The organism is Brevibacillus centrosporus (genome assembly GCF_046622605.1).
GTDB lineage: Bacteria > Bacillota > Bacilli > Brevibacillales > Brevibacillaceae > Brevibacillus > Brevibacillus centrosporus.
Map to the genome: position 1 here is coordinate 1549517 of NZ_CP176856.1, position 21280 is coordinate 1570796.

Sequence of the window (21280 nt, forward strand, 5' to 3'; positions counted from 1 at the left end):
GTTGTAAGAGGAACGAATAAATCCGGATTTATCGCTCGAAAGAAAAGGCAAGAGAAAAGGAGCGAATACGCTATGAGTCAAACAACAGCAAAAACAGCCGTTATCACAGGGGCAGCAGGCGGCATCGGCAAAGAGCTTGCACGTCGCATGGCTGAACGCCGTGTCAATCTGGTGCTCGTCGATCTGAACGAGGATGCCTTGAAAGCAGTTGTACAAGAGTTGAACTTGGACGACACCCATTCCCTGATCGTCGCAGCTGACGTTTCGAAGGAAGAGGACGTTCAAAATTATGTGAATAAAGCTGTCGAGAAATTCGGCACCATCGATTATTTTGCGAACAATGCGGGTATTGAAGGCCCTATGGGAAATATCGACGAGCAAAGCGTGAAAGCACTTGATTTGGTATACAACGTAAACGTGCGCGGGGTTTTCCTGGGTCTGCACTATGTGATTCCTGTCATGAAAAAGCAGCAATCCGGTGCGATCCTGAACACTTCTTCTCTCGCAGGCTTGATGGGAGCGCCGGGCATGGCTCCTTATATCATGTCCAAGCATGCGGTGATCGGGCTGACCCGTGTAGCGGCCAATGAAGTCGCTTCCTACGGTATTCGCGTCAACGCTGTTCTGCCTGGAACCATCAACACCCGCATGATGCGCCAAATCGAGGCTAACTCCGGTGCAGCAGATCAGTATCAAGAAGCGAACAAAGCAGCTACTCCTTTGGGCCGCTATGGAGAACCACAGGAAGTTGCAGCCGTGATGAACTTCCTGCTCTCCGACGAAGCTTCTTTTGTGACCGCGTCCCTGTATACCGTAGACGGTGGTATGGTAGGCCAGTAAGATCGCTTGCTGATCCCGCTGCATCTTGAAAAGGAAGACCGAAAGCTCTTAAACCGAGCTTTCGGTTTTTTTGTGCACCCATTTCCTAAAAGATTCCAAATTTTGTATAATAGGGAGCGTGAGAAAAAAGAAGGGGGAAATCATGCAGCGAAGTCTTGTAGCGAGAATCATAGACTGTATCTTCTTGAGTATCGGGATCGCCGTGGTAGGCCTGATTGTGATGTTCTTTTCAGCCCTTTTGGGAGGGCTCACGTTTTATACGCTACTGACGGCAGCCATCACCATCGGAAGTATCACACTCGTCATTGTCTATATGTTTACGTCGATAAATCGGCGTCTGTTATCCAGGGTGATTATCGGATTTATTGTGCTAGGGGCTTTGTCAGTCGCAGGCCGCGAAGGCTTTCAAGCTTACGAGGCGAGCATTACCATGATGAGTGATCAGGATGTGGATCTGCAAGAATACAAGCCTTTTGCCGAGCATACCAAAGCCAAGAGACTGGAGCCGTCATCGAAGCTTGTCTTGCGGGATGACCTGCCACGACTGGATGGCGCCACAGCTCTGTATCCTTTGTATTCCGCTTTTGTTCAAGCGGTCTATCCCGAAAAAAATTACGATTTGTACGAGAGCGAAGTCATGGCAAATACGACTCCACAGGCATACGAGAACCTCATCAACGGAACGGTCGACATCATTTTTGCTGCCGGACCATCTGAAGAGCAGCGGGAGATGGCGAAAAATAAAGGGGTCGAGCTGACTCTGACCCCGATTGGCAAGGAAGCCTTTGTCTTTTTTGTCAATGCTGCAAACCCCGTAACGGGGCTGACGACCAAGCAAATACAGGATATTTACACAGGAAGTGTTACGGATTGGAGCGAGGTCGGCGGTAAGCCAGGGGCGATACAGGCGTTTCAACGCCCTGAAAACAGCGGCAGCCAAACGATGCTTCTGAAGGTCATGGGCAACAAACAACTGATGGCGGCACCCAGGGAGGATATAGCTTCTGGGATGGGAGGGATCATCAGTCAAACCGCCGATTATAAAAATTACAAAAATGCGATCGGGTACTCGTTTCTGTATTTCGCTACGGAAATGGTGCAGAACGGCAATATTCGCTTGCTAGAGGTCGATGGGGTAAAGCCGGACAAGCAGACTATTCGAGACGGCACGTATCCGCTCACCGCAGAATTTTATGCAGTGACTGACGGCAGCAGCAATCCACATGTCGGCCGCTTTATTGAGTGGATCCGCTCTTCCCAGGGACAGACGCTGGTCGAACAGACGGGGTATACACCAATGATCGATTCCCACTGATAGAAAAAATAAGAGAAGAACCAAAAGGAGGCTTCGCTATGTATCGAATCGGATTGATTGGCGATTACAATCCGGAGGTGGTCGCGCATGGTGCTATTCCTCGAGCAATCGAGCTGGCTGCAAAAGACTTGGGAAAACAAGTGGAGGTCGAATGGATTTTGACTCCTAGACTTTTGCAGGCACCCCCTGAAGAAGTACTTTCCGATTTTGATGGTCTATGGGCGGTTCCAGGAAGTCCCTATAAGAGCAAGGAGGGCGTCCTTCAGGGGATCTCGTATGCCCGGGAGAACCTGATTCCTTTTCTGGGGACTTGCGGTGGGTTTCAGCACATGGTTATTGAATTCGCCCGCAACGTACTGGGTCTGGCAGAAGCTGATCATGCAGAGGACAATCCAGCTGCGTCTCTCTTGATTGTCGCGCCACTCACATGCTCGGTCAGTCAGCAAACCCACATCTTTACCTTAACGGAAGGTTCCCGGATTGCCAGAATATACGGAAGGCCGGAAATCGCCGAACAATACGGAACCTGTAACTACGGAGTCAATGCAGCGTATACAGCAAAGCTTGAGGAAGCAGGGCTCTGCGTCGGCGGGATCGATACCAAAGGAGAGGTACGGCTCATGGAGTACGTCCAGCATCCTTTTTTCATAGGCACGCTGTTTCAGCCGGAGCGCTCTGCCTTTCAGGGAATGGTGCATCCGTTACTCAAAGAATTTGTCTTTCAGGCGACTCAGCAGGCAAAAGGCGAGTAAACGTCTGAATGGCAAGCCTTGTGGGTATTTTAAGTTGCGTGTGGGTTTGCTATGATGTGGGAATGAAATTGTAAATTGTACTTAAAAAGGATGGAAGAATGATGAAAAAGAAGATGGTTCTCGTGCTAGACGTGGAAGTGAATCAAGATATCGATATGCAAAAGCTCGCCGATGAGATGTCCAAAGCGATCAGCACGGTAAGCGAAATCAAGCTGCAGGATGTTGTGCTTTTTGACAACGACGAGTCCAGTGCAGATAAATGGGTAGCGAATATGGATGTGAGCGCGAAGTAACCATGAAAAAAATCAGCAGCGGGAGTGTCCTTGGCAAAGCCTACTTCCTGTCCTATCTTCAGCTGGTGATGAACTCCAGGGGATTTGATCTGGATCAAGCCACTGCGTATACATTGCAAACTTTTTTTCAAGGGGATCTGTGCGCTTTTGGACAACAAACATACGAAAATTACCTGAGTGCTGTTGATGAGCTGCGGGGGTAAACCCGACACTTATCAAGTAGGGGAGAGGTATGGGGGGAATTCTTTTTCAAACAACTCCTGAACCTCTTCCTCGTATTGACAGAAAAAAACAGGACTGCTATAAAAATAGTGAGTAGCACTCTGTTGCTGAGAGTGCTAATTGCTTTTTCAACGAGCATACTTACGAAAATTCAAGCCTGTCTACATTAGAAGGGAGAGATTCGAATGGAAAAGAAGCAGTTTCAAGCTGAATCCAAGCGCCTCTTGGAAATGATGATCAACTCCATTTACACCCAAAAGGAGATCTTTTTGCGTGAGCTGATCTCCAATGCCAGCGATGCCATTGACAAGATGTACTACAGAGCGCTCACCGATGATAGCCTGGTCTTTGACAAAGACAGCTACTACATCAAAGTGATCGCCGACAAGGATAACCGGACACTGACGATCCGAGACACCGGGATCGGGATGACAGCGGATGAGCTGGAAAGTCACCTTGGGGTCATCGCAAAAAGCGGCTCTCTCGCTTTCAAAAAGGAAAACGAAACAAAAGACGGTCACACGATCATCGGGCAATTCGGGGTCGGATTCTATTCCGCTTTCATGGTGGCGGATGTCGTCACCGTGATCAGCCGGGCTGTTGGCAGTGACACCGCGTACAAATGGGAATCGACAGGAGCAGATGGCTATACGATCGAGCCGGCCGCTAAAGACGCTGTAGGTACGGACATCATCCTGAAAATCAAGGAAAATACGGAGGATGAGAACTACGACGAGTATTTGGACGAATACCGTCTCAAAGCGATCATCAAGAAATACTCCGATTTCATCCGTTACCCGATCAAAATGGATGTGTCCAGCAGCAGGCTTGTGGAGGGCAGCGAGAGCGAATACGAAGAGGTAACCGAAGAGACGCGCATCAACAGTATGGTGCCGATCTGGCGGAAAAACAAAAGCGAGCTGACCGACGACGATTACGAGCAGTTCTACCAGGAAAAACGCTACGGCTTTGACAAGCCCCTGAAGCATCTGCATGTCAGTGCAGACGGAGCTGTCGTGTATCAGGCCATTCTCTTTATCCCGGAGAACATCCCGTTTGATTTCTACTCCAAGGAGTATGAAAAAGGGCTGGAGCTGTATGCCAATGGCGTTTTGATCATGAACAAGTGTGCGGATCTGCTCCCAGACTATTTCAGCTTTGTCAAAGGAATGGTCGATTCCGAAAGTCTGTCGCTGAACATCTCCCGGGAAATGCTCCAGCATGACCGCCAGCTGAAGCTGATCGCCAAAAACATCCAGAGCAAGATCAAAAATCTGCTGCAGACCATGCTGAAAAACGAGCGCGAGAAGTACGAACAGTTCTACCAAGCATTTGGCAGACAGCTCAAATTCGGCGTGTACAGCGACTTTGGCATGAACAAGGACGTATTGCAGGACCTGCTCCTGTTTACCTCCTCCAAGGACAAAAAGCTGGTCACCCTGGATGAATACGTGTCCAGAATGCCGGAAGACCAAAAGTACATCTACTACGCTTCCGGGGAGTCCAACGAACGGATCGAGAAGCTGCCACAGACGGAGCTCGTCCTGGAAAAAGGCTACGATATCCTGTACTTTACCGAGGATATCGACGAGTTTGCAGTCAAGATGCTCCAGAAGTACAAGGATAAAGAATTCAAATCCGTATCTAGCGGCGACTTGGGCATCGAAGCAGACGACAATGATAAAAATACGGATGCAGAAAACGAAGCAAACAAAGAGCTGTTTGACTACATGAAGAACCTCCTCGCCGGAAAAGTCAGCAACGTGCGAGCGTCTAAACGTTTGCGCTCCCATCCTGTTTGCTTGACGACAGAGGGCGAGATCACCATCGAGATGGAAAAAATCTTGAACGCCATGCCGAACAATCCGAATGTGAAAGCGGACAAGGTGCTGGAGATCAACGTCAACCACGAGGTATTCCAATCGCTGAAGGCTGCGCTGGCAAACGACAAGGAGAAGCTGGATCTGTACACTGCTCTCTTGTACAACCAGGCGCTGCTCATCGAAGGCTTGCCGCTGCAGGACCCAGTCGAATTTACAAACGATATTTGCAAGATTATGGTGTAAGGGGAAAAGCAAAAGGAAAAGCCTCTTGGTCAGCCAAGGGGCTTTCTTCATGATGCATAACCGTACCAATAATTAGGAATCCTTAAAAAAAGCAATCAGGAGATGGGTTCTCCTACCTTTCCGAAATGGACAGCTAGAAGTAGCAGAGAGGAAGAGGAGCGGAAGTGGCAAACAAAGAGTTGAAAAGAGGTTTGGAAGCCAGACATATCCAAATGATCGCGCTCGGTGGGACGATTGGTGTCGGGTTGTTTATGGGGTCTGCAAGCACAATTAAATGGACAGGCCCATCCGTCATGCTGGCGTATGCAATTGTAGGAATTTTTATTTTTCTCATCATGCGAGCGATGGGCGAGATGCTGTACGTAGAGCCGAGCACAGGTTCCTTTGCTACATTTGGTCACAAGTACATCCATCCCATTGCCGGTTATCTCACAGCTTGGAGCAACTGGTTTCAGTGGGTGGTTGTAGGCATGTCCGAAATTATTGCGGTAGGAACCTATATGCAGTACTGGTTTCCCGATCTTCCGCCGTGGATACCTGGCATTATCGCCATGGTGATTCTGGGAGCGGCGAATCTGTTCTCGGTAAAATCATTTGGAGAATTTGAATTCTGGTTTGCCATGATTAAGATCGTAACGATCGTCGTGATGATTATTATCGGTTTGGGCTTGATTTTCTTTGGAATTGGCAACGGAGGAAACGCGATCGGATTGTCCAACCTATGGGCACACGGAGGCTTCTTTACCGGTGGCTGGTCAGGCTTCTTTTTTGCTCTTTCATTGGTGATCGGGGCTTACCAAGGCGTCGAGCTGATCGGGATTACCGCAGGTGAGGCAAAGGAGCCTCGAAAAACACTGACGAGTGCAATCCAAAGCATTATCTGGCGCATTTTGATCTTCTATATCGGAGCGATTTTTGTCATTGTCACGGTGTACCCATGGAACGAGCTGCAGGCGATTGGCAGTCCGTTCGTGGCGACGTTTGCCAAAATCGGGATTACCGCTGCTGCAGGTGTTATCAACTTCGTGGTGATTACCGCAGCGATGTCTGGCTGTAACAGCGGCATCTACAGCGCGGGTCGAATGCTATATACACTCGGTGTAAACGGTCAGGCCCCGAAAGTTTTTACGAAGCTGTCTGTGAATGGCGTACCGCTATTGGGAACCATCGGCGTACTCATCGGGTTGTTTGTTGGTGTTATCTTGAGCTACATTGCTCCCGAAAACCTGTTTGTGTATGTCTACAGCGCAAGTGTGCTGCCGGGTATGGTACCGTGGTTTGTCATCCTGATCAGCCAAATCAATTTTCGGAAAGCCAAGGGAGCAGAAATGGACAAGCATCCATTCAAAATGCCCTTTGCCCCAGTGACGAACTACGTGACGATTGTCTTTTTGCTGCTGGTTCTCGTCGGCATGTGGATCAATGATGAGACGCGTGTCTCCCTCATTGCGGGGCTCGTGTTCATGGCGACTGTCGTCATCAGCTTCTATGCGTTTGGGATCAGCAAGGCGAAGCCATTGAGCACGCAGACAGATGATGAATATTAAAAAATAGGGACAGAGGCAGTCAGGGTCTTTTATGGAGTCCCTAGCTGCAGCTGTCCTTTTTATTCGCAACGATTCTCCGCGGTTGCGAGATCCTTATTCTTTTGCATACCAGTACAGGGCATAATCGGTCATGGTAGAGGCATAATCTGCTTGGCGCAGCATGGCGCTAATGTTTCCCCGATGATAGGTAGCGTGCGTGATGATATTCATAAGAATCTCGGTGTAGCTCGTTTCACGAACCCTCGTGTAAGGATTGTCGAGGACAATGTTTTGATCCAAATCGTCGTGGGCGCTGATGAACCCCCGGTACTTTTGCGCGACCTCGTGAAAGAATACTTCCAGTTCTTCGAGGGTTTTCGCTTCCAGCTGCTCCATTTGAGAGAGGTTGGCTGCCATTGCGTCCTTCATTTCCGCTCCCTTCATAATTTCGATCCACGTGGAGTCGACGAGATAAACATGGACAAGCGTCTTTGCGATCGTAGGAAAAACGCTTTTCATTTCCTGGGTGTACAGCTCGCGGGGTACTTCCTTCAAACGATTGATCAAGGTTTGATTGGCCCATACGTGATAATCGTACATCGTGATAACATGGTTGCTCATTGTGTTCGCCTCCTGAATCTTTGATGGCTTAATTGTATGGGCTCTTGCCTGACAAAAGCTGTCAGTAGATCGAAAACTTTTCACCAGATCGTTGGTATGGTAACGAGATGGGATAAGTGTAAAATAATAAGCATGAAAATAACGAGGCAACTCGGCCATTCGTGACAACTAGGAGAGAAGAACATGCATCCACTTCGCCCTTCCATGACGGTAGAAGAAGCTGTCGCCCATTTTTCTCCCGGCAGTGCGGAAGTTCAGGAGGTCTATAACGAGGAAGACGAATTTGTCGGCTATTTGACTGTGGAGTCGATTTCCCTAGCGATGCAGAGAGGGGAGCTGACCCGGCCGATTTTGGAGTTCGTGGTTCCCGAGGTATCCTTGCAAGATCAGGAGCAGCAGACGAGCTCACGATCGCAGCTGCACGCCTTTTTTCAAAGTCCGATAAGTGGCATCATTTTCAATTCGTTGTACGATGGTGTCTACATCACGGATGACGTGGGCATCACGTTGTTTATCAATCAAGCCTATCAGCGAATTACCGGGATCAGCGAAGAAGAAGTTAAGGGCGTGCACATGGAGGCGCTGATCAAGCAGGGCATCATTTCTGTATCTGCGTCTTTGGAAACGATCCGTACGAAGCGGCCTGTGACCCTCATCCAAACCATTCGGAATGGCAGGAAAATCATCGTGTCCGCTACGCCGGTTCTGGCTCCTAACAAAGAAATCTTGTACGTCATCAGCAGTGTGCGGGACATCACGGAGCTGATTCGACTCAAGCACGAGCTGGACAGCCAGAAGCTGCGGAGGCAAAGCCTGAAGGAAGACGCCCTCGAGCGACCCGCACTTGGGCAGGGCAATATCGTGGTAGGGCCAGCCACAAGATCGTTATTTCAGCTGGCAGAAAAAGTGGCAAAGACAGATGCAAAAGTGCTGCTGCAGGGCGAGACCGGGGTAGGAAAAAGCATGATCGCCAAGTATATCCACTCCCGAAGCGCGCGCAGCAAGGAGACATTCATGGAGCTGAACTGCGCGGCGATTCCTGGACATCTGGTCGAAGCGGAGCTGTTCGGTTATGAGCCAGGCTCATTTACAGGCGCGCTTAAGAGTGGGAAAGTGGGGATTCTCGAGAGTGCACACCGGGGAACGCTGTTTCTGGATGAAATCGGCGATCTGCCGCTCGAGCTGCAGGTCAAGCTGCTGAAGGTCGTGGAAGAAAGCCAGTTTATGCGGGTAGGATCCACGGAAGTGCGCCATGTCGATGTCCGGATCATTACGGCTACACATCGGGATTTGGCAACGCTTGTACGGGAAGGGCTGTTTCGGGAGGACTTGTATTATCGGTTGAACATCGTCACCTTTGAAGTTCCTCCGCTGCGCAACCGCAAAGAAGAAATCGTTCCGTTGCTCGAAACGTATTTGGGCAAATTCAACGAAAAATATCAGGAAAACAAGACGATGACGCTGGAATGCTACGAATGGCTGACCAACTACCAATGGCCGGGCAATATCCGGGAGCTGGCGAATCTGGTTGAGCGGCTCGTGGTTACGACCTATCATGATTCGATTGATGTCGGTGACTTGCCGTCCTTTCTGCAGCAGGTATTTCCAACTTCCGAGCCTGCTTCCCTCAAGGATGCTGTCGCCAGGCTGGAGCGGACCATGATTACGAATGCAATTCAGGCCCATGGGACGACCAGAGCGGCAGCCGAAGCTTTGGGAATCAGCCAAAGTGCCATCGTCCAAAAAATGAAGAAGCTCTATTTGCGAGTAGAAAACGAATCGAGGTAGATGACTTTGATTCGTTTTCTACTCATTTTTGTGATTGCGACTGTTTTTGAGAACGGGTTCATTTTGTCAGAAAATGACTTGAAGCCAGTAGTACCAACCTATACAGGACGCCGGTTTTTATTGCAGCGCTTTCAGAAAAGACATCAAATGTTCACGGTTTTTTCTGGTTGGCATGGAAGTTGCGTATAGATAGCTGCATAGACGAAAGGAGAGAACAGCATGAATATCTCGACATTTGCAGCAGCGAACAAATTGGTTACAGGGCGGGATTCCCTGCAGCAGCTTCCCGAAGAAATTGCTCGACTGGGTGTGCAACGACCTCTGATTGTAACAGACAAAATCTTGATCCAAGCAGGCGTGGTTGCACAGGTGGAAGAGCTTCTTCCGATGAAGGCCGGCATTTTCCCTGACGTAAATCCAGAGCCGGAAATTGAGATCGTGGCCCAATGTGTTCAAATGATCCGGGAAGGCAATTACGATGGTCTGATTGCCGTAGGCGGCGGCAGCGCGATCGATATCGCAAAAGCTTCTTCGGTAATGTCAACAAATGAAGGCAGCATCGAATTGTACTTCGGTACCAATCTGGTCAAGAAGCCGGGTCTGCCACTTGTAGCGATTCCAACAACTGCAGGGACGGGCTCTGAAGTGACCAACATCTCGATTTTGTCCGACACCAAAGAACAAGTGAAGAAAGGGATTGTAAGCCCTTACCTGCTGCCGGACGTGGCGATTGTCTCTCCGATCATGACGCTGACCTGCCCTCCAAGCGTTACAGCTGCGAGCGGTGTGGATGCCCTGGTTCATGCAGTAGAAGCGTACATTTCCAAATTTGCGTCTCCTGTTACGGATGCCCTGGCGATCGGTGCGATGAAGCTGATCGCGGTTCACCTGCCAAAAGCGTACGCTTCCCCGGACAACATCGAGTCTCGTGAAGCGATGATCACCGCTTCCCTGATGGCTGGCCTAGCTTTCGGAAACGCAGGCGTAGGTGCTGTGCATGCGCTGGCTTACCCGCTCGGTGGACGTTATCATATGGCGCATGGCGTGAGCAACTCGCTGCTTTTGCCTTATGTCATGAAGTGGAACAAGATTGCGTGCCTGGAAAAGCTGCGTGATGTAGCTGTAGCGCTGGGTGAAAACGTAGAGGGTTTAAATGCGGATCAAGCGGCTGATGCGGCGATTGAAGCGATGACTCGTCTGTGCCGTTACGTAGAAATCCCGCAGTCTTTGCGCGAATTCAATATTCCGGAATCAGCAGTGGTGGAAATGGCAGAAGAAGCGATGAAACAGACTCGCCTCTTGAAAAACAATCCTCGGACCTTGCGGAAAAAAGATATGGAAGACATCTATCGAGCAGCATATTAAGAGGGGGAAGTTCCATGAAATGGAAGCAAAGAAAGGAAGGCGCTGAGGCGCCTTACATCCCGGCAGGCCCGTTTAAGCTTCGTTTGCCGTTTCTTCACTACCGGTTTGAATGGCCCGACTATGTGCAAGGGCTGTTCATGTGCGCGGTAGATCTGGGAGCGATCACGCTTTTGGCGGATCATCTGGGCATGCCGTTTGAAGTCGGCTTGGCCATCGTCATTTTAAATGGTTTCATGTACTTGCTGCACCATCTGCTCGGGGACCCGGTCATTCCAGGCTGGATCACCCCGGCTATTCCGCTGATCGTCCTGTTCGTCGAGCAGTTCCCGGAAGGGCCGGAGCGCATTTACGCCCTCATCGCCTTCCAGATGTCACTCGGGATATTATCCATTCTCCTAGGCGTTACTGGTCTGGCGAAAAAAGTCGTGAACTTTGTACCGAATGCCATCAAGTCGGGGATCATCCTCGGAGCCGGGATCGGCGCGATTACGTCTATTTTTGAAAAAGGCGGGAAGTTTGATGTATTCCCGTATACCATTGCCATTTGTATCGGTTTTTGCTTTTATCTGGTCTTTTCCAAGCATTTTGAAGCTCTGAAAGTAAAAGGCAAGGGCTGGGCCCTCATCGGTAACCTGGGAATCCTGCCTGCGATTCTGCTGGCGGTATTCGTAGCTCCCCTTTTTGGTGAAGCGAAATGGCCCGATATTCAATGGGGCTTCAGTAAACCTGACTTTGCTGCACTGTGGTCGCAATACACGATTTTTGGATTAGGGTTTCCGAACTGGTCGTACTTCTTGACGGCGATTCCGGCCGTATTTGCTACGTACCTCGTCGTATTTGGTGACGTGCTGAAAACGAAAGCGCTTTTATCGGAATCCGATGCGGTACGTGCCGATGAGAAAGTCGATTACAATGCGGACCGTGCGCACATGATCTTTGGTGGACGCAACTTCATCATGAGCCTCATCGGCCCAGACATCACGATGTGCGGTCCGCTGTGGGCTGCGATGCAGGTAGTTGTGGTAGAGCGTTTCAAAAAAGGGAAAAAGGCGATGAACTCCTTCTTTGGGGGAGCAGGTTCCTTCCGCTGGGGTACCAATACAGGTCTGCTCTTGCTCCCGATCGTGAGTCTGGTACAGCCGATCTTGGGTGTAGCCGTGGCTTTGACTCTGCTGGTTCAAGGGTATGTAAGCGTACGCATTGGTGTCATGCAGGCGCGTAGCCAGCGTGACCTCGGAATCGCGGGTGTCGTCGGTGCTGTTCTCGTAATCAAAGGCGCTTCTATGGCATTTGCAGCGGGGATCTTGCTTTGTGTCCTTCTTTACGGTAAAGATTGGTTACGTGGAGAAAAAGAAAAGCTGTTTGCAGCAAACGAAGGTGAGAAAGTCAGCTTGAAGGAGGAGAAAGCATCTTGAAACAAACAGAAATGAACATGGGCATATATGTGAACGGGGAATGGGTCAAGCTGTCCAAAACGATCCCAGTACTCAACCCCGCTACGCTTGTGGAAGTCGGCAGCGTACCGGATGCAGGTGCAGTCGAAGCCAAGCAAGCCGTTGATGCGGCACATGAAGCGTTCAAGACATGGTCGAAAACGACAGCGTATGAGAGGGCAGCTCTCTTGGAGCGTTGGCATCAAGTGATCGAATCCCGTCTGGATGAGATCGCACTGATTATGACGCTGGAACAAGGCAAACCGCTGGCAGAAGCAAAAGGCGAGGTGCAATATGCCAACAGCTATATCAAATGGTACGCGGAGGAAGCAAAACGGATTTACGGAGAAACCATCCCGGCTTCTTCCGGCTCCAAGCGGATTCTGGTGCAAAAACAGCCAGTGGGTGTCGTAGCGGCCGTGACGCCGTGGAACTTCCCGGCGGCGATGATCGCACGCAAAATCGCACCAGCCCTGGCAGCAGGCTGCACAACGGTTTCCAAGCCAGCTGAGCAAACACCGCTTACGGCGCTTTTACTCGCAGAGTGCGCCCATGAAGCCGGAATTCCAGCGGGTGTCATCAACATCCTGACGACCTCCAACGCAGGAGAGCTGGTCGACGTCTGGATGGAGGATTCCCGCGTGAAGAAAATTACCTTCACCGGATCGACGCCAGTAGGCAAAATGCTGATGCGCAAAGCCGCAGACAATGTGAAAAAGGTCTCCCTGGAGCTTGGCGGATTGGCACCGTTCATCATCACAGAGGACGCCAACATCGGGGAAGCGGTGAAAGGCTTGATGCTCTCCAAATTCCGCAACGCGGGTCAAACCTGCATTTGCGCAAATCGTATCTACGTGCATGAAAAGGTGAAGGATGCGTTCCTTACCGCTTTCACAAAAGCCGTAGCAGAGCTTCGCGTTGGAAACGGGACGGAAGCAGGCGTGGAGATCGGTCCACTCATCGATGATCGCGCTGTAAGCAAGGTACAGCACCAGATCGACGATGCATTGGCAAAAGGTGCTACGCTGCACGGCAGCCCGGTATTGGAAGGAAGCACTGGCTACTTCATGAAGCCAGTGGTTCTCTCCGGTGTAACCGATGAAATGGTGTGCATGCAGGAAGAAACCTTTGGTCCAATCGCGCCAGTCAGCACGTATACAGACGATCAGGAAGTGGTGGAGCGCGCGAACAATACGCCATTTGGCCTGGCCGCATACGTCTTTACCCAGTCCTTGACCAAAGCCTTCTACTTCTCTGAAAATCTCGAGTACGGCATCGTGGGTGTCAACGACGGTGGGCCATCAGTGGCACAAGCTCCGTTTGGCGGGATGAAAGAAAGCGGTCTCGGACGTGAGGGTGGTCATCACGGGATCGAAGAGTATTTGGAAGTGAAATACGTTTCTTTGGCCTTAATTTAAACAAGCGGTTCAAAGTATGTATTGCATAAGGAAAGCAGCTTCGGGATCAAGACCGACGCTGCTTTTTTCATTTTGTCCCCCATCCGGCTATAAAGGAAGAAACGCACCCGCTGCGTCAAAGGACAGAGCGGATGCGTTGGGAGACCGTGCTACGCAAAGAGAGGGAAAGCTACGCTCTCGGACTTACGAGAATTTTCACCTGATTTTTTTCCTTCAGCAGGGCTTCAAAGCCTTTTTCCACGACATGGTCGAGCTTGATGCGCTGGGTAACCAGCTTCTCGGCAGGGAAGAAGCCTTTTTCCATCAGCTTGATGACGGCTGGGAAAACATTGCGGTAGCCGATGATCCCTGTCATGCTGCGCTCCTTCATGACGATGTGGTTCGGTTTGATTGGCGCTTCTCTTTCGAAGATGCTGACAATCATGATTTGACCGGCGATTTTTGTAGACTCGATCGCTTGTGTGAGCACAGGAGGAACCCCAGTCACTTCAAAAGCGATATCCGCACCGCCGCCTGTCCGTTTGTGAATCTCCGAAACGACGTCGTATTCTTTCGGGTCGATGACGATCGCACCGAGCTCTTCTGCTTTTTGCTTGCGCTCTGGAGAAAGCTCGACTGCGTAAATTTCGGACGCGCCGGAAGCCTTTAATGCTTCGATCACCAAAAGGCCAATCGGACCTGTACCGAAGACGACAGCTTTATCGCCGACCTTCAGCTGGCTGGAGCGTACTGCGTAAAGGGCAACAGCGGATGGTTCAACCAGAGCGCCTTGCTCATAGGAGACGCTGTCCGGAATTTTATGGACCATGTGTTCATCGCAAGCCACGTATTCGGAGAAGCCTCCGCCACCGCCTGCCAAACCGAGGAAGCCCATTTTTTCGCACAGATTGTATTTGCCTTGCTGGCAAGCCGGGCATGTCCCGCAAGCAAAAACAGGCTCAACGACGACGCGGTCGCCTACCTGGATGGAAGTGACACCCTCACCGATCTCCACGACCTGCCCAGAAAATTCATGCCCCATCACGATCGGTGCTTTTTCGTTCGTCAGTGGGTGAGCAGTGCCCTCGGGAATGAAGATCGGGCCCGCTACGTATTCGTGCAGGTCGCTGCCGCAAATGCCGCACCATTCCACGCGGATTTTTACTTTTCCTGTAAGCGCTTGAGGTTCTGAAATCGTTTCCAAGCGCAAGTCTTTTAGGCCATGCCATCTGAGTGCTTTCATATCTGCCATCTCCTTGGTGGTTTCTAATAAGAAAATGAAATCAGAGAAATAGAATAGGAAACGTTTCCGGAATTAATATGTCATAACTTTGCTACCTTGTCAATTCGATTTGTGGATAACGAGGGGGGCAAAGTATCGAAGCAATCGTGCTGTTTCGGCGATGGAGCAGCAGGCACGAGAAGTGGCTCGGTGCTTGGCTCGCTGCGTCTGTCAGGCATTTGAATGTGGTATAATAGGGAGAAAAAGTGGACGATGTTTCGTCAGACCGAAAACGATTCCAAAATGGAAAGGAACACTCTCTCTTGACCACAAAGAAGAAAGTAACGATAGAGGATGTAGCGAAGCGGGCGGGGGTAGGGATTGCCACCGTTTCACGCGCCATTAATGACAGCGGGGGCATCAGTCAAAAGACCAAAGCCATGATCCTGCAGGTGATTGAGGAAATGGGCTTTACGCCCAATACGTCCGCGCAGAGCTTAAAGGTGAGGCAGACTCACCAAATCGCGTTGGCGGTGCCGGATATCCGCAACGCGATCATCCCGGAAATCGCTTGGTCCGTGGAGCAGACAGCCAAGCAGCACGGCTACCGCGTCGTGCAGATCAACACAGCCGGCAACGCCCGGGCGGAGCTGGAGATTGTGCGCGAAGTCAAAAAGCTGCATGTGGACGGACTGATCATCATGCCGCTCGCGTATCCGAAAACCTTGGTGGATTTGATCAACAAGGCGACGGTTCCTGTGTCGATTATCAATTACGGAAAAAAGCTGGATGACAACGTCAAGGCGGATATTGTCAGCCTTGCAAGCCAGGAAGGCCGGCTCGTCATGGAGCATCTGATCAAGATCGGACGGACAAGGATCGCCTACGCAGGAGCGCCGAAAAACAAAATCGAGGAACGGTACTTCGCCTATGAGCAGTCTTTGCCACAGGTCGATCCGTCCCTCGTCTACTTTGGGGAAGATTTTTCATTTGAGACAGGCTTGCGTGCTGCCGATTACTTTTACAGCTTGAAGCATATGCCCGACGCCATTTATGCCGTAAACGACATGGTGGCCATCGGGATCGTGAATCGGTTCAAGGAGCTGGGAGTTCGAGTACCTGAGGATGTGGCCGTTGTCGGGATTGACAACAACCTCTGGACAACGGTAACAAGCCCGCAGATCAGCTCTGTTTCCATTATGGGGGATGAAGTAGCTCGACTTGCCACCGAGCTGCTGATGAAGCGGCTTCGCGAGCACGGAGCGGGCGAGTATGAACGCGTACAGTTCGAGCCGCGGCTGATTGTGCGGGAATCGAGCGTGGCAGTCATTCGCCAGTCCCCTGCAAGCATGTAGTGGAAAGAGGGAAGTATCCTTACTTTCCTCTTTCCCAAGCTTCGGCGAGCAGTTCTCCGTTAATAGCCACAGCAGCCATAGAGCCGAGGGCGGCAGCAAAGATCAACTGGTATTTGTCTGACGCGGAATCACCTGCACTGTAAATACCGGGCACGCTTGTCTTGCCGAGGGCATCGACGACAATGGTGCCTGCGTCGGTGATCTGGCAGCCCATTTTTTGTGGCAGGTCTGAGCCGGTTGCAAGCTTGGGGGCAAAGAAGATCCCTGTGCAGGGGATTTCGGTACCGTCTTCCAGCAGCACGTGCTTCACCATTCCATCCTGTGATTCAATTCGCTGGATCGGAGCGGAAAAGACAGGAACGCCATGCTGTCTGAGGTCTTCTCGTTCCTCTTCTGTCCATTCATCGTCTCCATGGGTGCAAAGGGTAAAGTGATCGGTCCAGCCTGCTATCGTTTTTGCCAGATGCAGCGCTCGAGAGCCTTTTGCAATGAGCACGAGCGGCTGATCACGCAGCTCCCAGCCATCACAATACGGGCAGACAAAGGCGCTTTTTCCATATACCTCGGACAATCCATCTATGTCTTGTGGAAGGTCTTTCATGCCGACTGCAAAAAGCAGTTTCTTGCTGTGAAAGTCCACACCTTGTGCAGTCGTAACAGTAAAATCGCCATCGGAACCAGCCGCTGCGACGACCTGCTCATCCACAAATTGGACGGAAGGATAAGCAGCAATTTCTTCCCTCGCCATTCGCCGAAATTCGCCTGGCTCGATTCCGTCGCGCGTCAGAAAGCCGTGAGACTCCCGTGTTACCCGATTCCGCGGCAGCCCCGCATCGATTACTGCTACACGTTTCCTTGCTCTTCCCAAGACAAGCGCCGCGCTCATGCCAGCAGGTCCGCCTCCAATAATGACAACGTCCATTTTCTTCTGCTCATTCATAATTAATCAACGCCTTTCTGGATCGTTAATATCCATAATGAAAGCACAAGAAGATCATGCCTTCTTGTTTCCAGCCCGGCTCCCTCTCTGTGCCGCTGCGTCCAATACACCCTGAATCGTATGCTGCTCCAAATAGCTATGCAAATGCATTTCGGCGCCGATCATCACTTTCTTGACCAAGCATTCCTCGCTGTCCATATCGTAGATGGCATCGGGAGTGGATTCTTCCCCGTGAAAGCACTCGTACAAATGCTGTCTGCCTTCGACGACCTGGATGACATCGAGAAACGTGATCCGATCAGCTGACCTGGCCAGCTCATAGCCGCCACTCGCACCGGTTACGGCACGAACGATGCCATCCTGGCGTAGCTTGGACATGATTTTGGATAAATAGCTTTCCGAGACGTCGAGTGCAGCTGACAGCTCCTTGATCCCGACGTACTGACCAGAATCTTTTTGAGCCAGGTGGATGAGGGCATGCAGGGCATAGCCTGTGCTTTTGGTGTATTGCATGAGAGAGGCCGCCTTTCGTTATCGTGCAAATTTCATTATGGATCGTTAATATCCATAATAGAGGGTCCGCACCCATATATCAAGTCCCTCCTAACCTTTCCATGGAATTCCACCATTGCCCTATAGGAGAAAGCAAGCATTTGGGAGAGAGCCGCAATATGCTATGGAATGACGATTCGTCGATAGTCTATCTCGCCCGATACCAATGGGAAGGGAGTGCATAGGTGGTGAACACACAATCTTGTATCAAGGCTCCCTGCTCGGGGACAAAGCCTTGTCAGAAACAGCCGAAGCAAAAGCCCAAGAAGAAGCCACAGAGCTGTCCGCAGCAATGCACCCAGCAAACGACCGCCCTATTAAATCAGCAAAAAGCGAAGCTGAACAAAAACCTGAAGCGTCTGAAAAAGCGTATCAAGCGCAGGATCAAGGATCGGGAAAAGCAGCTGAGAAAACGACTCAAAAAGCGTCTGAAAAAACGGGAGCGAAAATTGCGGAAGGAAATCAACAGACGCATTGCGAAATTGCTGAGAAACCAGGAAAATGCGAGCTGTGCCTATGCGCTGTATGAGATGTTCGGAAACCGCACTGTGCAAATCCAGACGGTCACAGGGAACACGATCATTGGAACCATGACGGCTCCGCTGTCTCCTGAGCTGGTCCAGGTGAGCACGGCGACGGGCATAGTGGCGGTTCCTTGCAGCAGTATTAGCTCGATCTCGATTATTTCTTAGATTGAACGATATTCAACCTTGTTGATCGGCTTTTCGTTAATCGCTATAATCAAAGATGAACAAGTGGAGAAGGGGATGTTTGTCATCGATCTGACCAAAATTGGGAAACGCATTCGCCAGGCGCGCTTGAGCCAGGGCTTCACCCAGCAAGAGCTAGCGGACAAATGCGGATTTACCAAGAGCCTTTTATCAAAAATTGAAAACGGACAAACAGCTTCTGCCGTGGCGACCTTGTCAAAAATAGCGATTCATTTGAAAACGCCGCTCGCATGGTTCCTAGAAGAAGACCGAAACGATTACCTCGTATTGTCTCCGCAAGGGCAACGTACATCCAAACTCGGAAGCAAGGAAATGGGCTATTTGTACGAAACGCTGGCCAATCGCTCTCGCTTTAGCAAAATCGAACCTGTCCTGGTCACGGTTCCTGTCGATATGCCGACGACCGAGCCGTTTACCCATCCGGAAGAAGAGTTCATCTATATTGTGAGTGGGACGATTATTTTATATTACGACGGCGACAAGCATATTCTCGAGGAAGGCGATACGGCGTACTTTGCCGGAAGCAAGCCACACATCTTCCTGCCGTACGGGGATGAGGAAGCCAAGGTGCTGAGCGTGTTTATCCAGCCATCCTCCTGATCGATAGGGGCAGTAAAAATAGCATTCTACCGAAGAAAAGTACAGCCAAAAGACAAGGCTGTGCTTTTTTGGTCGTTAGGCTAATATAAATGAATAAGCTTGACAATTCTGTTAATTCAAAATACTATGAGCTTAGGTGATAATTGGATCCAATATACAGGATTCAATATATGCGCATCTTTGGATCTCTTATCGCGAAGAAAAAGGCATGTCTGGAGGTGGTTCATCAAGAGAGCAGATCTAGTGAAGGGAAAAGGAATGGAAATCACTTTTCAAGGAGATGAACGTTCATGTCAAAACCGAAATTGTTCGTTCTAGATACTGGCAGAATGCAAATGGACAAAGGCTTTATGGTCTCGATGTACAATCCGGCATCTGTGCTCAACCCGAATCCTCCTGCTGAGTTTATTGAATTTCCAGTCTATGCTGTCTTGATTGACCACCCCGATGGAAAGATTCTTTTTGATACCGGCTGCAACCCGGAAGGCATGGGGGAAAAAGGACGCTGGCCACAAGGGGTTCAGCAGCTGTTCCCACTGGCGATGTCCGAGGAATGCTACCTGATCAACCGTCTCGCGCAGCTGAAAGTGCGTCCGGAAGATATCAAATACGTCGTTGCTTCTCATCTGCATCTCGATCATGCGGGCTGCCTGGAGATGTTTACGAATGCGACGATCATCGTCCACGAGCATGAGCTGGCGAACACGATGAAAACGTATGCTATCAATAAAGACATGGGTGCTTACGTGTGGGCGGATATCGATGCGTGGGTGAGGAACGGCTTGAACTGGAAGACGATCCGCCCGAAAGACGAGGAAATTCAGCTCGTCGATGGCATCAAAATTCTCAACTTCGGTGCAGGTCACGCATGGGGAATGCTCGGCTTGCACGTAGAGCTGCCAGGAGCAGGCGGAATCATTTTGGCTTCAGATGCCGTGTACTCTGCTGAAAATTACGGCCCACCTATTAAAATACCAGGAATTATTTACGACTCTGTCGGCTTTACGAGTACCGTAGAGCGCATCAAGGCGTATGCCGAGCGGACGAACTCACAGGTCTGGTTCGGTCACGACAACGACCAGTTCAAGAAGTTTATCAAATCGACAGAAGGCTTCTACGAGTAATTCCATAGAAAAAGGAGGGCTGGGCATGAAAGGGAAAGTAGCTGTCATGAGTGAGCCAGGCAAGCTGTCGTTTGCGGAGTACGGTTTGCCAGACCCAGGAGCAGGTGCCGTTTTGGTAAAGGTGATCCGAACCAATGTGTGCGGTTCAGAGCTACATATTTGGCAAGGTCATCACCCTACGAAAAAATCCGGCGTAATGGGACACGAGATGGTTGGGGAAATCGCAGCGCTTGGTGAAGGTGTAGTCACGGACTATGCAGGCAATCCCGTTCAGATTGGAGATCGTGTCGCAGCAGCGTATTTCATTACGTGCCGTAAGTGTGCGCCTTGCCAGCAGGGGCAAATGAATTTGTGTGAGAACGCTTACAAGCATTGGGTAAAGGATCCAGAGGAAGCACCGCATTTCCATGGTACATTTGGCACGCACTACTATTTGCCGCCAGATCAGTACTTCTACAAAGTGCCTGACAACGTTCCGGATTCGGCTGCAGCGAGTGCCAACTGCGCGCTTTCCCAAGTGTATTTCGGGATCGACAAGACAGGGGTGCGCTGCGGCGATACTGTCGTGATTCAGGGAGCAGGCGGATTGGGATTGAATGCCAGTGCGGTAGCAAAAGAGTACGGAGCGACAGTGATCGTCATCGACTCTGTGACGAGCCGTCTGGAAAAAGCCAGACAATTCGGCGCTGATCACGTCGTTCATATGGGGGAGTACGACACAGTAGAAAAACGGGTAAAAGCCGTGCAGGAGCTGACAGGTAGAAAAGGGGCAGATGTCTGCATGGAGCTGACAGGCGTCCCAGCCGCTCTGAACGAGGGTGTGAATCTGCTTCGCTACGGCGGCAAATACATCAGCATCGGCAACATCTCGCCGGGCCAGATGACTCCGTTTGATCCAGGTCTGATGACGCGCAAAGCCCTGACGATATACTCCTACATGCGCTATGACCCTTGGTACCTGAACAAGGCTTTGCAATTTATTTCGAAAAACATCGAGAAATATCCTTTCGATGAACTGCTCGATGCGGAGTTTGATCTCGAGGATGTCAACATTGCCCTCGACAAATCGGCGGCACGGGAAATCACGCGTGCGACGATCGTAGCCAATAGATAGATCAACCAGGGGGGGGACGAGAGA

Annotated in this window: 20 protein-coding genes; 16 read left to right on the plus strand and 4 right to left on the minus strand. The window is 50.6% G+C overall.

Annotated features, from left to right (window positions below):
* The first annotated feature begins 72 nt into the window (after window positions 1-72).
* From ACLIN2_RS08135 to ACLIN2_RS08165, 7 genes are all read left to right on the plus strand, one after another.
* Window positions 73-840, plus strand: a complete 768-nt coding sequence (locus ACLIN2_RS08135; RefSeq protein ID WP_122959949.1) for an SDR family NAD(P)-dependent oxidoreductase — start codon at window positions 73-75, stop codon at window positions 838-840.
* Window positions 841-982: 142 nt separating this feature from the next.
* Window positions 983-2155, plus strand: coding sequence for a PstS family phosphate ABC transporter substrate-binding protein (locus ACLIN2_RS08140; RefSeq protein WP_411503733.1), 1173 nt, complete (start codon window positions 983-985; stop codon window positions 2153-2155).
* Between the two features lie 38 nt (window positions 2156-2193).
* A complete protein-coding gene (locus ACLIN2_RS08145) occupies window positions 2194-2907 on the plus strand; it encodes a CTP synthase C-terminal region-related (seleno)protein (protein ID WP_411503734.1) in 714 nt (237 codons plus the stop codon).
* 101 nt (window positions 2908-3008) lie between these two features.
* A complete protein-coding gene (locus tag ACLIN2_RS08150; RefSeq protein ID WP_092266050.1) occupies window positions 3009-3200 on the plus strand; it encodes a hypothetical protein in 192 nt (63 codons plus the stop codon).
* Window positions 3201-3202: 2 nt separating this feature from the next.
* On the plus strand, window positions 3203-3403 hold the full coding sequence (locus tag ACLIN2_RS08155) for a hypothetical protein (RefSeq protein ID WP_092266049.1): 201 nt from the start codon (window positions 3203-3205) through the stop codon (window positions 3401-3403).
* Between the two features lie 204 nt (window positions 3404-3607).
* Window positions 3608-5488 carry a molecular chaperone HtpG gene (gene htpG / locus ACLIN2_RS08160; protein ID WP_411503735.1) on the plus strand — a complete coding sequence of 627 codons (1881 nt, stop codon included), beginning with the start codon at window positions 3608-3610 and terminating at the stop codon, window positions 5486-5488.
* Between the two features lie 164 nt (window positions 5489-5652).
* Window positions 5653-7035 carry an amino acid permease gene (locus tag ACLIN2_RS08165; protein WP_411503736.1) on the plus strand — a complete coding sequence of 461 codons (1383 nt, stop codon included), beginning with the start codon at window positions 5653-5655 and terminating at the stop codon, window positions 7033-7035.
* A gap of 93 nt (window positions 7036-7128) precedes the next feature.
* On the opposite strand, the gene ACLIN2_RS08170 is transcribed toward ACLIN2_RS08165, so the two are convergent.
* On the minus strand, window positions 7129-7635 hold the full coding sequence (locus ACLIN2_RS08170) for a DinB family protein (protein ID WP_411503737.1): 507 nt from the start codon (window positions 7633-7635) through the stop codon (window positions 7129-7131).
* A gap of 183 nt (window positions 7636-7818) precedes the next feature.
* Here ACLIN2_RS08170 and ACLIN2_RS08175 point away from each other — a divergent pair, with 183 nt between their 5' ends.
* From ACLIN2_RS08175 to ACLIN2_RS08190, 4 genes are all read left to right on the plus strand, one after another.
* Complete coding sequence (locus ACLIN2_RS08175; RefSeq protein WP_411503738.1) at window positions 7819-9423, plus strand: sigma-54 interaction domain-containing protein; 1605 nt, start codon at window positions 7819-7821, stop codon at window positions 9421-9423.
* A 219-nt stretch (window positions 9424-9642) separates the two neighbouring features.
* A complete protein-coding gene (locus ACLIN2_RS08180; protein ID WP_411503739.1) occupies window positions 9643-10788 on the plus strand; it encodes an iron-containing alcohol dehydrogenase in 1146 nt (381 codons plus the stop codon).
* A gap of 14 nt (window positions 10789-10802) precedes the next feature.
* Window positions 10803-12203, plus strand: coding sequence for a hypothetical protein (locus tag ACLIN2_RS08185; RefSeq protein ID WP_411503740.1), 1401 nt, complete (start codon window positions 10803-10805; stop codon window positions 12201-12203).
* Between the two features lie 17 nt (window positions 12204-12220).
* The gene (locus ACLIN2_RS08190; protein ID WP_411504524.1) at window positions 12221-13639 is read left to right on the plus strand and encodes an NAD-dependent succinate-semialdehyde dehydrogenase; all 1419 of its coding nucleotides are present in this window, start codon (window positions 12221-12223) and stop codon (window positions 13637-13639) included.
* 169 nt (window positions 13640-13808) lie between these two features.
* On the opposite strand, the gene ACLIN2_RS08195 is transcribed toward ACLIN2_RS08190, so the two are convergent.
* Entirely contained in the window at window positions 13809-14861 is a 1053-nt protein-coding gene (locus ACLIN2_RS08195) for a 2,3-butanediol dehydrogenase (RefSeq protein WP_411503741.1), read from the minus strand.
* Between the two features lie 302 nt (window positions 14862-15163).
* Between ACLIN2_RS08195 and ACLIN2_RS08200 the strand changes: the two genes are divergently transcribed.
* Window positions 15164-16195 carry a LacI family DNA-binding transcriptional regulator gene (locus ACLIN2_RS08200; protein ID WP_411503742.1) on the plus strand — a complete coding sequence of 344 codons (1032 nt, stop codon included), beginning with the start codon at window positions 15164-15166 and terminating at the stop codon, window positions 16193-16195.
* A gap of 19 nt (window positions 16196-16214) precedes the next feature.
* On the opposite strand, the gene ACLIN2_RS08205 is transcribed toward ACLIN2_RS08200, so the two are convergent.
* A complete protein-coding gene (locus tag ACLIN2_RS08205) occupies window positions 16215-17135 on the minus strand; it encodes an NAD(P)/FAD-dependent oxidoreductase (RefSeq protein ID WP_122959952.1) in 921 nt (306 codons plus the stop codon).
* Window positions 17136-17189: 54 nt separating this feature from the next.
* Window positions 17190-17648 carry an RrF2 family transcriptional regulator gene (locus ACLIN2_RS08210; RefSeq protein WP_092266030.1) on the minus strand — a complete coding sequence of 153 codons (459 nt, stop codon included), beginning with the start codon at window positions 17646-17648 and terminating at the stop codon, window positions 17190-17192.
* 227 nt (window positions 17649-17875) lie between these two features.
* On the opposite strand from ACLIN2_RS08210, the gene ACLIN2_RS08215 reads away from it, so the two are divergent.
* The 4 genes from ACLIN2_RS08215 to ACLIN2_RS08230 all read left to right on the plus strand — a co-directional run bounded on the left by ACLIN2_RS08215 (window position 17876) and on the right by ACLIN2_RS08230 (window position 21256).
* Window positions 17876-18379 carry a hypothetical protein gene (locus ACLIN2_RS08215; protein ID WP_411503743.1) on the plus strand — a complete coding sequence of 168 codons (504 nt, stop codon included), beginning with the start codon at window positions 17876-17878 and terminating at the stop codon, window positions 18377-18379.
* Between the two features lie 75 nt (window positions 18380-18454).
* Window positions 18455-19018, plus strand: coding sequence for a helix-turn-helix domain-containing protein (locus ACLIN2_RS08220; protein ID WP_092266026.1), 564 nt, complete (start codon window positions 18455-18457; stop codon window positions 19016-19018).
* Between the two features lie 290 nt (window positions 19019-19308).
* The gene (locus tag ACLIN2_RS08225; protein ID WP_092266025.1) at window positions 19309-20142 is read left to right on the plus strand and encodes an AhlS family quorum-quenching N-acyl homoserine lactonase; all 834 of its coding nucleotides are present in this window, start codon (window positions 19309-19311) and stop codon (window positions 20140-20142) included.
* Between the two features lie 25 nt (window positions 20143-20167).
* Window positions 20168-21256, plus strand: a complete 1089-nt coding sequence (locus ACLIN2_RS08230; RefSeq protein ID WP_411503744.1) for a zinc-binding dehydrogenase — start codon at window positions 20168-20170, stop codon at window positions 21254-21256.
* Window positions 21257-21280: the final 24 nt, after the last annotated feature.